Source organism: Agrobacterium leguminum, from assembly GCF_015704895.1.
Lineage (GTDB): Bacteria > Pseudomonadota > Alphaproteobacteria > Rhizobiales > Rhizobiaceae > Agrobacterium > Agrobacterium leguminum.
The window spans coordinates 1-12,527 of the sequence record NZ_JADQWB010000014.1; the positions used below are offsets into that span (position 1 = coordinate 1).

9 protein-coding genes are annotated in these 12,527 nt (G+C 60.3%); all 9 read left to right on the forward strand.

The annotated features are described in order from the left end of the window. Window positions 1-816 (forward strand): FAD-binding oxidoreductase (locus I3J13_RS18515; RefSeq protein ID WP_276530327.1); only part of this gene is annotated, 816 nt, incomplete at its 5' end. 38 nt (window positions 817-854) lie between these two features. Then, on the forward strand, window positions 855-3,260 hold the full coding sequence (locus I3J13_RS18520) for a molybdopterin guanine dinucleotide-containing S/N-oxide reductase (protein WP_196379724.1): 2,406 nt from the start codon (window positions 855-857) through the stop codon (window positions 3,258-3,260). 336 nt (window positions 3,261-3,596) lie between these two features. After that, window positions 3,597-5,252 carry an ABC transporter substrate-binding protein gene (locus I3J13_RS18525; protein ID WP_196379725.1) on the forward strand — a complete coding sequence of 552 codons (1,656 nt, stop codon included), beginning with the start codon at window positions 3,597-3,599 and terminating at the stop codon, window positions 5,250-5,252. 38 nt (window positions 5,253-5,290) lie between these two features. Beyond that, the gene (locus I3J13_RS18530; RefSeq protein ID WP_137454405.1) at window positions 5,291-6,301 is read left to right on the forward strand and encodes an ABC transporter permease; all 1,011 of its coding nucleotides are present in this window, start codon (window positions 5,291-5,293) and stop codon (window positions 6,299-6,301) included. Then, a complete protein-coding gene (locus I3J13_RS18535) occupies window positions 6,298-7,143 on the forward strand; it encodes an ABC transporter permease (RefSeq protein WP_059761222.1) in 846 nt (281 codons plus the stop codon). The genes I3J13_RS18530 and I3J13_RS18535 overlap by 4 nt, the downstream gene beginning before the upstream one ends. Continuing rightward, on the forward strand, window positions 7,122-8,840 hold the full coding sequence (locus I3J13_RS18540; protein WP_196379726.1) for a dipeptide ABC transporter ATP-binding protein: 1,719 nt from the start codon (window positions 7,122-7,124) through the stop codon (window positions 8,838-8,840). The genes I3J13_RS18535 and I3J13_RS18540 overlap by 22 nt, the downstream gene beginning before the upstream one ends. Next, complete coding sequence (locus I3J13_RS18545) at window positions 8,837-9,970, forward strand: LLM class flavin-dependent oxidoreductase (RefSeq protein ID WP_196379727.1); 1,134 nt, start codon at window positions 8,837-8,839, stop codon at window positions 9,968-9,970. Before I3J13_RS18540 ends, I3J13_RS18545 begins: the two co-directional genes overlap by 4 nt. Before the next feature lie 108 nt (window positions 9,971-10,078). Next, on the forward strand, window positions 10,079-11,182 hold the full coding sequence (locus I3J13_RS18550; RefSeq protein WP_196379728.1) for an LLM class flavin-dependent oxidoreductase: 1,104 nt from the start codon (window positions 10,079-10,081) through the stop codon (window positions 11,180-11,182). Between the two features lie 113 nt (window positions 11,183-11,295). Continuing rightward, entirely contained in the window at window positions 11,296-12,471 is a 1,176-nt protein-coding gene (locus I3J13_RS18555) for an acyl-CoA dehydrogenase family protein (RefSeq protein ID WP_196379729.1), read from the forward strand. Window positions 12,472-12,527: the final 56 nt, after the last annotated feature.

Genomic DNA, 12,527 nt, shown 5'->3' on the forward strand with positions numbered 1-12,527 from the left:
GGATATGACCTGACGCGGCTGTTCGTGGGCTCGGAAGGAACGCTGGGGATCATCACCGAAGTAACGCTGCGTCTCTACGGAATTCCGGAAACCATCTCGGCCGCACTCTGCTCTTTCGAGAGCGTCGAACAAGCGGTGGCAGCTGCCATTCAGGTCGTGCAGCTTGGCATCCCGGTCGCCCGCATGGAGCTTATGGACCGTGGCCTGATAAAGGCCGTCAACGCCTATTCCGGGCTGCACCTGAAGATCGAGGATACGTTGGCTTTCGAGTTTCATGGCTCACCCGCCGGCGTTCAGGAGCAGGTCGACATGGTATTCGCCATCGTGGAGGAACATGGCGGCAAGGATTTCGAGTGGGCCAATGCGCCTGAGGAGCGCAACCGTCTCTGGAAAGCGAGGCATAATGCGTTTTATGCCGTCGTATCGCAGAGGCCAAACGCCAAAGGCTGGTCATCGGATGTCTGTGTTCCGGTCTCGCAGCTCAGCAACTGCATATTGAAGACCCGCGAACTTCTAAAGGATTGCAGCGTACCGGCGGCTATCCTCGGCCATGTCGGCGACGGCAATTATCATGTCGTCTTCGCGGTCGATCCCGGCAATGCGGAAGAGCTGGGCGAAGTGGCGGCGATCAACAAGAAGATGGTGCGATATGCGCTGTCTGTCGGCGGCACCTCGACCGGCGAACATGGCGTCGGCACCGGGAAGATCGCTTATCTGCGCGAGGAACATGGCGAGGCGGTCGATCTGATGGCGCTCATCAAACATGCGGTCGATCCTGCCGGCATCATGAACCCCGGGAAAATCCTGCCGAACTAGAATTGCCACTTTGCAGTCGATGATCGTGAGGCCATGCGATGAATTCCTTCAAAACTCACAGTTCCCACTGGGGGGCATTCTCTGGACGGCTTGCAAATGGGCGACTGGAGATCGAGCCCCATCCCGGTGACCCGCATCCATCACCGCTGCTGGGCAATCTTCCGGCGATTGCCGACAGCCCCGTTCGCATCAGACGGCCTGCCGTTCGGCGGGGCTGGCTCGAACGCGAGACCGGCCACGCGCAGCGACGCGGCGCTGACGACTATGTCGAAGTCAGCTGGGCCGAAGCGACGAAGCTGGTCGCGGATGAGCTGAGACGGGTCTATGACCGTCATGGTCCGGGCGCGGTATTCGGCGGCTCCTATGGCTGGTCGAGCGCCGGCCGGTTTCATCATGCGCAAAGCCAGATTCACCGCTTTTTGAATGTCCTTGGCGGATATGTCCGGTCCGTCAACACCTATAGTTCCGGCGCAGCCATGGTCATAATTCCCCATGTGCTTGGACCGTATGACAGCTTCGACCGCAAAAGCGTGACCTGGGATGCGATCGAACGCAGCAGCGAGCTGGTGCTTGCCTTCGGTGGGATGGCGATCAAGAATGCCGATGTCCACGGCGGAGGGATCAGCACGCACACCGTTCGGCAGAAACTGGCCGGCGCGAGCGCTCGCGGTGCGCATTTCACATTCGTCAGCCCCCTGGCGGACGATTTTCCCGCTAATGCGGGTGCCGAGTGGCTTCCTATTATTCCCGGTACGGACGTGGCAATGATGCTCGGGCTTGCGCACGTCCTCGTGACCGAAGGACTGCACGACCGGACGTTTCTGGAGCGTTATACGGTTGGATATGACCGGTTCGAAAACTATCTTCTTGGCAGTGAGGACGGCCAGCACAAAAGCCCCGAATGGGCGGCCGCGATCTGCAACATCGCCCCGGAGACGATCCGCAAGCTGGCGCGCAGGATGGCCGGTTCGAGAACCCTGATCACGGTCAGCCACTCGCTTCAGCGGGCCGATTATGGCGAACAGCCGGTGTGGATAGGCATTGTCCTTGCCGCCATGCTCGGCCAGATCGGATTGGACGGCGGCGGATTTTCCTATTCCCTCGGCGCGTTGGGCAATATCGGCAAGAACCTGCTCGCCGTTCCCTTGCCAACGCTGCAGCAATTCAAAAACCCCGTGCCGGACTATATTCCCTGTGCACGCATCGCCGATATGCTGCTCAATCCCGGTGCCGAGTTCCACTACAACGGGCACGCGCTTCGTTATCCCGATATCCGGCTTGTCTATTGGGCGGGCGGCAATCCATTTCACCATCATCAGGATATCAACCGGCTGCGGGCCGCTTTCAGGCGTCCCGAAACGATCATTGTCCACGAATCTGCCTGGACCTCCACCGCGCGACATGCCGATATCGTGCTGCCCGCCACGACCACGCTTGAGCGTGACGACATCGGCGCTGCCGATCGCGATCCCCTGATGATCGCCATGAAGCGGCTGATCGACCCCGTCGGCGAGGCACGCGACGATTATGAGATATTCGCCGGGATTGCGCGGGAACTTGGCAGGTTCGATGCCTTTACCGAAAACCGCAGCAGCGGAGAATGGCTCGCCTTCCTGTACGAGACGACCCGTCAGGCGCTTGCGGCGGGCGGCCACGACGCACCGGACTTTGAGACCTTCTGGAAGCGGGGAGAACTGCTCCTTCCAGTCAAGCCAGACGACGGTGGCCCGGCGCGCGCTTTCCTTCAGGACCCCGGAACGAAGCCGCTGGCGACGCCGTCAGGAAAGATCGAAATCTTTTCAGAGACTGTCGAGAGCTTCGAATATGATGACTGCAAAGGTCATCCGCGCTGGTATCCGCCAAGAATGGAGACGCCCGATGATGCCCGCCTCCATCCCCTGCATCTCGTCTGCAATCAGCCGTATCAACGTCTGCACAGCCAGCTGGACTATGGAGATTTCAGCCGTTCGACCAAGATCAGGGATCGGGAACCTGTCCGCATCCATCCGACCGACGCTTCGGCCCGTGAAATATCTGACGGCGACGTCGTCAGGCTTTTTAATGCGCGCGGCAGCTGTCTCGCTGGCGCCGTCATCAGTGAAGACGTCATGCCGGGCGTGATGCAGCTTGCCACCGGCGCATGGTTCGAGCCACAGGATGCCACGGTGGACAATTCCATCTGCATCCATGGCAATCCCAATATCCTGACCCGCGACATCGGCACTTCGAAACTGTCGCAGGGTTCGACCGGCCAGATCGCCAAGGTGGAGATTGAGCTTTTCACCGGCGACTTGCCGCCCGTCAGGGTTTTAGAAGCCATGACATTTACGCCGCGTGACAAAGCGTCTTCGTCGCCAGGCCATCATCGATCACCGGAGCAAGACGGCAATTCAAGGGCGTCTGAAACGCCAATCCAAACAGTCGGCAAAATGGCGATAAAATAATTCACTAAATCGATAGAAAAAGAATAACCAGTCTTTCTCCCTCACGCCCGGCTGCTAGTTTATGGGCAAGATAAACACGCAACGAGGGACCGCGTCATGACTGGAATATGTAGAAGCGGGCGCGCTCCTCAGCCAAGCGAACTCCCACGAGCCGCTCGCTAACCCTCGCGACGCCCAACCCGACTGCCCAATGAATTCAAGCATTCTCCCGCTCGGCTGAAAGGCCGACGCGGCAACGGTTTGACATGCCTGCTGCCAATGATGGCGGCCGCATGTGCGTCCGCAGGAGATGCCGAAATTGCAACGAAAAAACTTTGAATTTTTCAGGATCATATCATGACAAGACGTTCTTTCTCATTCTCCCTGTCGCGTCGCCGGCTGCTTTTCACGGCCTCTCTGGCAGTCTCCGCCTCGCTGTTTTTATCGACAGCGGCACCTCTGAGCGCAGTGGCGGCGGATACGCCGCACGATGGCGGTGACATCACCTTTCTGATCGATTCACTGGGCGACACCTGGATCCCAAACAACAGCGCCATCTCCAGTTTCCAGGGCCACATCTGGGGGCATGTGACGGATAAGCTGCTTTACGTCGATGCGGAAGGCAAGGTCAGCCCATGGATCGCCGAACGCTGGGAGCAGAACGACACCGCAACGGAATTCACCCTTCACTTAAAGAGCGGCGTGACTTTCTCGGATGGCGAACCGCTTGATGCGAAAGCCGTCGTCGCCAATCTCGACATCTGGTATGCCGGCCGCAAGAGCGAGGGGATCAACCCGATCGGCCTCTTCCCGAAGACCTACGATCACGCCGAGGCGGTCGATGCCACGACGGTCAAGGTATTCTTCAAGAAGCCCACGCTCGGTTTCATTCCAACCCTTGGCTATCACGGCTCCATCCTGATCTCTCCCAAGAGCATCGCCCAGCCTGCCGGCCAGCAGGCCGACCTCAGCAAGACCGCCGGCAGCGGACCTTACGTGGTGGAGTCGTGGAAAGAGGGCGATCATGTCACTCTGGTCAAGCGCAAGGACTACAATTGGGGTCCGGCCGCAGTCGGCCATACCGGACCCGCCTATCTCGATACCATCACCTACAAGCTGGTTTCGGAACCATCCCTCCGCGTCGCTTCCGTTCAGTCCGGTCAGGCGGACGTCGCCTACAATGCCTCGCCCCAGGAGCTGAAATCGCTCAAGGAGGAGGGCTTCACCGTCGCGACCCCGCGTTACCTCGGCTTCGTCAACGGCTGGGCAGTCAACACCAAGCTTCAACCCTATGATGACGTGAAGGTGCGCCAGGCTCTCCAGGCAGGCATCAACCGTCAGGAAATCATCGACACCGTCTATACGCAGGACTGGAAGCTTGCGACGTCGTTCATCCAGAGCAACGTGCCCGGCGCTACGGATCACAGCGATCTCCTCGCCTATAATCCGGACAAGTCGGAGAAGCTTCTGGACGAAGCCGGATGGGTCAAGGGCGCGGATGGCGTTCGGGTGAAAGACGGCAAGCCGCTTGAATTGACGATCCATTCCAATCCTTATCTGGCAACTTCGAAATCCGTCGATGAACTGATTGCCCAGCAGCTCGGCCGGCTCGGATGGAAGGTCAACATCAGGGCTTATGATGTCGTGACCTACGGCGAGAAGGTCAAATTCGGCGGCGCCGCAGTTCCCGCATATGAAGTCACACGCAGCTTCATCGACGCCGGCACGGTCGCCAGCATCCTGACCAACGCCAACAATGGCGAGAACTGGTTTGCGCTCGATGAGCGCGATGCGACGCTCAACGATCTTCGCGACAAAATCGCCGGCGCAGGTTCCGTCGAAGACAGAAAGCCGCTTCTGGACAGCCTGCAGAAATATCTGCTGGAACAGGGCTACTTCATACCGCGCACGCAGATCGTTCAGCGCATTTACGTGCAGTCGCCGAAGCTGAAGGGCGAAGTCTACAATGGTGTCGCCTACGCCAGCTATTACACAGCGTTCATTGCCGAATGAGGCCAGCACCCACCGAGTAACGTCAAGGAGGTGACGGCATGAGCAATGCCTACCTAACCTACGCCGCAAAGCGGCTCGGCCAGGCGATCGTCGTCATCCTTCTGGCTTATGTCTTCACCTTCGTGGTCGTCAGCGTTTTGCCTGGCGACCCGATCACCAGCGTTCTGCGCAACCCGCAGAACGGTTTCACCGAGCAGGAGATCGCCGAGATCATTGCTGCACAGGGGCTGGACAGGCCGATCGTCGTGCAGCTCTGGCACTCCCTGTCGGCATTCCTGACGGGCGACCTCGGCATTTCCATGCGCTCCAACCGACCGGTCTCGACGCTCATCGCCGAGGTGCTGCCATCGACGCTGGTCTTGGCCACCGCCGGACTGACGGTCGCCTTGATCCTCGCCTTTGCCGTTGCCTATGGCACACAGGTCGTGCCGAAACGATATGGGCAGGGGCTGCTGCGGGCCTTCCCCTCGCTGTTCCTGTCGACACCCAATTTCGTCATCGGCCTGTTTCTGATCCATCTCTTCGGTTTTCAGCTCAGGCTGTTCCGGGTCATCGAACCCGACAGCTTCTGGGCGACACTGTTTGCGGCGATCACCATCGGCATACCGTTTTCCGCACAGATCGCGGAAGTCCTGATCGCCAATCTCGATCATGAAGCGGAGCAGGATTACGCGGCGGTTGCCCGCAGCCGCGGTATCGGGCCGAGAAGGCTTTTCACGACACATCTGCTCAAGCCCGCTTCGTTGCCGGTGGTGACCGTTATCGCCCTGACAGTGGGCGAACTTCTGGGCAACTCGCTGATCACGGAAACCGTGTTCGGCCGCACCGGCATCGGCAGTCTCGTACAGCGCTCCGTCAGCACGCAGGACCTGCCCGTCCTGCAGGCCATCGTCTCGCTGGGAGCCGTGGTGTTCGTCGTCGTCAACCTTATCGCCGATCTTCTCTATCCGCTGCTCGATCCGCGGGTGAAAATTATCGTCGGCCGAAAACGTCGTCTGGCAACCGTCGACGATACGCCGCTTGGCCTTGAAACGGGGGCCAAACCATGAGCCTTATCTCCAGCCCGGTCTCCGGCAGCAATCCGTTCGAGAAGCTGAAAGCTCTCAACATCACCGCAACCGTCGCCCTTTCCCTCCTCGTCATCGCCATCGTCGTCGCCTGGTCGATTGCGCCGCAACTGTTCACCAGCCAGAGCCCAATCAACGGCGTTCCGGCGGACAAGCTTCTTGCGCCAAGTTTTGCGCACTGGTTCGGCACCGATCATCTGGGGCGCGATCTCTATACACGGGTCGTTTATGGCACGGCTTCATCCGTATCGAGCGCCCTGGTCGCTGTCGTCATCGGCGTCTTCATCGGCGGGTTGATCGGTTTGCTCGCCGGATTTTTCGGCGGCTGGGTGGATATCGTCTTTGCGCGTTTTGTCGACGTGCTGCTGTCCATCCCGAAGTTCCTGCTCGCGGTCATCATCGTCACGGCCATCGGCTTCGAAACGATCAATGCGGCGATTGCGACAGGCATATCGGCCATCGCCTTCTTCGCCCGCGTGGCTCGCTCCGAGGTCATCAAGACCCGTCAGGCGACCTTCGTGGAGGCGTCCTTTCTGCTGGGGGGCTCGCGCCGCTACATCGTTTTGAGACACGTCCTTCCAAACGCATCCCGCTCGATGCTGCCGCTGGCCGTGCTGCAATTCGGCGAGTCCATTCTGGTGATCGCCAGCCTCGCCTTCCTCGGCTACGGCGACCCTCCGCCGTCTTCCGACTGGGGCCTGCTGATTTCAATCGGCAAGGACTACCTCAAATGGCCTTGGCTCGTTTATGCGCCCGCGTTCGTTACGATCGTGACCGTCCTCTCTGTCAACAGGATCAGCCGATGGCTTCGCAAATCGCACTGAAAACAGCGCCAATCCTTCCCGAGTTCGTGGCAGCGTCTCCACAACACGCGACGCCCCTCCTTGCGGTCGAAAATCTCGCCGTTTCCTATGGGCGGCAGGAGGTCGTCCATAATATCGGTTTCGAAATCGGGCGCGGCGAAAGCCTTGCCCTCATCGGGGAATCCGGTTCTGGAAAGTCGACAATCGCGAAAGCCGTGCTGCGGCTTCTTCCCAACGGTGCGAACGCCACGGGTCAGGTCGTTTTCGACAGGCAGAACATTCTGGCACTGCCGGAACGGCGTTTCAGGCTGTTTCGCGGCCGTGAAATCGGTTTCGTGCCGCAGGATCCAGGCAACTCTCTCAATCCCGTGAGAACAATCGGCTCGCAGGCGCTGGAGGCCGCAGCGCTGACGGAAGAGGTCAACCCTTCGATCCGCAAGACACTTATTCTCGAAACATTCGCCAAGGTGGGTCTCGACAATCCGCAACGGGTCTACGATTCCTATCCACATCAACTGTCCGGCGGGATGTTGCAGCGCGTGCTGATCGCGCTCGCAATATTGCCGCGCCCTGCACTGCTGGTGGCGGACGAGCCGACTTCGGCACTCGACGTAACGATCCAGAAGCGTATCCTCGATCTCCTCTCCCGCCTGCGGGATGAGCTGAATATCAGCCTGCTTCTCATTACCCACGACCTCGCAATAGCGGCGGAGAGGGCAGACAATCTCGTCGTGCTGAAGAACGGCGTCGTGCAGGAAGCAGGCAGGACGTCGGCCGTTTTTTCCTCCCCCTCCTCACCCTATGCCAAAAAGCTCCATGGCGACGTGCCCGCGCTCAACCCGGAGCGTTATGCCAAATTTCGCGATCCGGGGTTCAGCCTTCTCGAGAGCGACAAATCGCCAAAGATCGCCGTCAGCGGCGTCACCAAGCGTTTCACGGTCGATGGCAAAACCCTGACGGCGGTGGACGATATTTCGTTTACGGTTCCGGCGGGCACAACCCATGCCCTCGTCGGCGAATCCGGCTCCGGCAAGACCACGACGATCCGCCTGCTGCTGGGGCTCGAAGAGCCGGAAAGCGGCACGATCACGGTTGCCGACGAGACCGTCACGAGTAAAAGCCGGGCTTCGCTCCGGTCCGTCTGGCGGCATCTTCAACTCGTTTACCAGAACCCGTTTACGTCGCTCGACCCGACATGGAAGGTGGGGCAGCTTGTGCGTGAACCACTCGACCGATTCGAGATCGGGACGCCGAAAGAGCGATCCGAGCGGGTACGGGAAGCGCTCGCGAATGTCGGCCTGAGCGAGCACCTCCTGGAGCGCAAACCGTCGGCCCTCTCCGGCGGGCAGCGTCAGCGTGTGGCAATCGCCCGTGCGCTGGTCCTCAAACCGGATGTGATCGTGCTGGACGAACCCACATCCGCTCTCGATGTTAGCGTGCAGGCGGATATCGTCGAGGTTCTGCTGTCGCTGCAGGCGAAGCTCGGCCTGACCTATGTTTTCGTTTCGCATGACCTCGCCCTGGTCCGGCAACTTGCGCACAGCGTTTCGGTGATGCAGCGGGGACGCATCGTCGAGCATGGAGCCGTCACCGAGATTTTCGGCAATCCGAGACACGAATATACCGCGTCCCTGCTGAACTCCATCCCGTCGGGCATTGCCGGAACAGTTCGCATTCCCGCGGTTCGGCACGCTCTGCGCAAGGAGCAACTCGCATGAATATTGCAGCAGCTTCCCGCGACCTTCCCGGGTTGTTTCGACCGAAACAGCGGCTTGGCTTCAATACGCGGGTGTCGTTCAACGACGATGACGGTCCGGCACAGGGGCTGCGGCAGGGCATAGAATTGTTCAGGCAGGCGGAAAGGCTGGGTTATCAGTCAGGCTGGGCCTATCAGCGTCACTTCGACCATTATCTTTCTTCCCCGTTACCTTTCTTTGCGGCAGTCGGTCAGCATACGCAGCACATCACACTTGGCTCCGCCGTCATCCCGATGCGTTATCAGGACCCGATCCTTTTGGCCGAAGCAGCGGGAACGACCGATCTTTTGATCGACGGACGGCTCGAACTTGCCATTTCGACCGGAGCCAACGGCGCCTTCGACGCCGTCTTCGGAACAGTCGATGCCGATGCGCGAACGGAGGCAAAACGGCGCCAGTCGCGTTTCCTGGCCGCCATTGCCGGCGATGTTCTGCACATCGTTACGGAGCGGGACACGGGCGCGCCTGCGGGAGCCGAGTTGCGGGTAACGCCACATAGCCCCACCCTGCGCAGCCGTATCCGCCAAGGCTCCGCCAGCCTCGATTCAGCGATACAGGCCGCCGAACTCGGGATCGGCCTGATTTCAGGAACCGTCCTTCACGATCAGGCCGAAGGCGAGACTTTCGGTCAATATCAGGCGCGGATCATCGACGCCTATCGCACCCACTGGCTGCGCATCTGGAAAACGACGCCGCCGCCGGTCGCCGTTGCAGCTTCCGTTCTGGTCGGCACCACCCCGGAGCTGCAAGAGAAATACGCGGCCTACGATCTTGAGCGCCGCACGGCGGGAATTGCCGCCTCACGCCCAAAGGGTGCGCTGGCTCCTGCCGGCCAGCCGGTTGGCGCGCTGATTTCTCCGGTCTTTCAAGGCACACCGGATGCTGTCATCGAGGCGGTGTTGAGCGACCCGGGACTGGCAGCCGCAGATGAACTCGTCCTGTTTCTGCCTCCCGGTTTCGGACTGGCCGAAAACATAAGATTGCTCACCGATCTTGCGACGACGGTTGCTCCCTCTCTGGGGTGGAAACCCGCTTCCGATCACCAAGGGCCGGAGCAGGCGTCAATCCAGGGTTCTAGACCGCCAGCATAGCTAGGCAATATTTTCTACATTTTCCATAGAAATAGAAAGATCTGTCTTCCTCATATGCCATGCCGGCTTTAGCTTTTACCCGACACCCAGAAACACCAAGGAGCTCCCATGGCTGCGGAATTCATCAGCGTCAGCTTTCCCAACGCGTCCAATGATCTGAACCCCATCCCGGATGCTCCGGTCGATCCGCTCTTCCTGGAACGTTATGCGCGTGCGCTGGACGATTACGGGTTCAACTACACGCTCATCCCCTATTCCTCTTCCTCATTCGATCCCTTCACACTGGGCGCGACGGTGCTTGCGCATACGAAGAACATCAAGATCATCGTCGCGCTCCGTCCCAACACCGTTTATCCGACGGTTGCGGCCAAATCCCTCGCCACGCTCGACCAGCTGAGCGGCGGTCGCGTCGTCGTCCACTTCATCGCGGGCGGCAGCGACGAGGAACAGGCGCGTGAGGGAGATTTCCTCAACAAGGAAGAGCGTTACGAACGCCAGGAAGAATATATCCGCATTCTCCGCCTTGCCTGGAGTTCGACCGAACCCTTCGATTTCGACGGCAAATATTACCAGTTCAAGCAGTTTCGCAGCGCCGTGCGCCCCACCAACGGCCTGATTCCGATTTCGCTCGGCGGCTCGTCGGATGCCGCCTATCGTATCGGCGGCTCGCTGTGCGACATTTTCGGCCTCTGGGGCGAACCGCTGGCTGAAACCAAGCAGCAGATCGACCGCATCTATGCCGAGGCCGCAAAGGCCGGCCGGACCGATTGCCCGCGCATCTGGGTTACCTTCCGGCCAATCGTGGCTGAAACGGATGAGCTGGCCTGGGAAAAGGCGCACAGGGTTCTCGACCGTCTGAACGAGAACCGCCAGAAGGGTCTTTCTCGCGCGCCGGTCAACGCAACACCACCCGCCAATATCGGCTCCCAGCGCCTGCTCGACATCGCCAAACGTGGCGATGTCCATGACCGCGCACTGTGGTATCCGACGGTCACCGCGACCAATGCAAGCGGCGCAACAACCGCCCTGGTCGGATCGCCGCGCACCATCGCCGACTCCATTCTCGACTATATCGATCTCGGCGCCGATCTGATTTCGATCCGTGGATATGACAATTATAACGATGCCGTCGACTACGGGCGATACATCCTGCCCCTCGTCCGCGAGGGTATTCGCGAACGCGAAGAGGCAAAGAAGAAGGCAGCCGCCTGATCACGGCGGTCCGGCCACGCCGTTGGACCCATCCACCTCTTCTTCCAGGACAGGGATCATTCACGCCCGCAACGGATGATCCCGCCCGCCGACCTTCAGAAAGCCGTTACCGCATGTCCTACGATCCCACCGCACTTGACGCCGCCGTGCGCGCCGTTTCCGAAGCCGCACCGGATGCGGATCAGACCGGTCAGTTTCCCTGGACCGGTATTCGCGCCGTTCATCAGGCTGGACTTCTCGAGAGCACCGTGGCCACGCGTTACGGCGGCCCGGGAGGAACCTTGAGCACCGCGGCCCATATTCTGGCGGCGCTGGGACGCGGCGATCCCTCTGTGGCGCTCATCAGCGCGATGACGATCTTCACTCATCTGGGACAGGCGGCAAAGGACCATTGGCCCGACGGGCTTTATAGGGACCTTCTTTCCAGGGCCAAACACCAGCCACTGCTGCTGAACGCCGCCCGTGTGGAGCCCGAGCTCGGCTCGCCGGCCCGTGGCGGATTGCCGGCCACGCGTGCGCACCGGACGGCGAATGGCTGGTCGATCACGGGCCGCAAGCGCTTCGTGACGGGCGCACACGGCCTCACGCACTTCCTCGTCTGGGCGCACACCGACGAGGCTCAGGCTCGCGTCGGCACCTTCGTCGTGCCCAATGGCCTGCCCGGCATCAAGATCATAGAGAACTGGAAGAGCCTCGGAATGCGGGCGACCGGTTCGCACGATGTCGAATATACCGAGGTTGAAATCCCGGCAGAAAATGTACTTGAGCTCGTTGATCCCTCCGTTGCCCAGCAGGATAATCGCGGCCACGCGGCGATGACGCTTGCGCTGACCGCAATCTATCTGGGGGCGGCTGAGGCCGCTCAGGAAGCGTTCATTCGCTTCGCGCATGAACGCGTGCCCGCCAATCTGGGCCATGCCATTGCGCGGACAGAACGTTTTGTCACGCTTTCGGGCGAGATCGACCTTTTGGTCTCCGGCGCCCGGCAGATCATCTTTGGCGCGCTCGCAAACCATATCGGCGATGCGGAACACCTGATAAGGGCCCGGCTTCTCGCCGGCCGGCAAATCCGCGAAGCCGTCCAGATAGCCGTTCGCGGCATCGGCAATCCCGGCCTCAACGCCGATCTCGGCCTCGAGCGGCATTTCCGCGATATCCAGTCGGTTCTCGTCCATGCCCCCCAGGAGGACACCTCGGTCGCCATTCTCGGACGCGCCGCCTTTGACCGCTGGAAAACGAGCGGGAATGACCGGTCGGCATCCAACCTGTCGATCCTGAAGACGGCTTGAAACGCGGTGACAAACCGCCTTTCCTTCGGATCACGACGTCCAGCATATCGTTGCTT